This is a genomic window from Pedococcus sp. P1_H8 (assembly GCF_056405175.1).
Genome location: NZ_JBFUCP010000079.1, coordinates 1 through 584, shown reverse-complemented (window position 1 = coordinate 584; position 584 = coordinate 1). Strand labels below are relative to the sequence as shown.

The 584-nt window shown below is 70.0% G+C and carries 1 protein-coding gene; it reads left to right on the top strand.

Annotated elements, in window-relative coordinates; genetic code table 11:
• On the top strand, nt 1-478 hold a 478-nt coding region (locus AC1DYG_RS18935), incomplete at its 5' end, for an aldehyde dehydrogenase family protein (protein WP_477641412.1).
• Nucleotides 479-584 lie beyond the last annotated feature (106 nt).

The following is a 584-nucleotide window of genomic DNA, read 5'->3' as shown; positions in this document are numbered from 1 at the left end:
GGGGGTGAGTGTCGCCGTCGGCGGGAAGTACGACGACACCGAGGGCTTCTTCGTCAGGCCCACTGTGCTGCTCGCGGACGACCCCGGCGACGAGTGCTTCGCCACCGAGTACTTCGGACCGCTGCTCTCGTTGTACGTCTACGACGACTCGGCGCCCGACGCGTTCGAGTCGGTCCTCGACATCGTCGACACCACCGCCCCGTACGCGCTCACCGGCTCGGTGATCGCCGACGACCGGGCGGCGATCGAGAGAGCCGGTGCCGCACTACGATTCACGGCGGGAAACTTCTATGTCAACGACAAACCGACCGGCGCGGTGGTGGGGCAGCAGCCGTTCGGCGGGGCGCGGGCATCGGGCACCAACGACAAGGCCGGCTCGCCGATCAACCTGCTGCGCTGGACGTCGGCCCGCACGGTCAAGGAGACCTTCGTCCCGCCGACCGACTATCGGTACCCGCACATGGGACCGCGGGACTGATCGCCGTGTCCGGGGCGTTGGGCAACCCGCTGCGGCCGGCGATCCTCGCCGCGGCCCGTTCGCCGCGGATGAAGTCGGCGATCACCCGGGCCCCGGTCACCCGGTC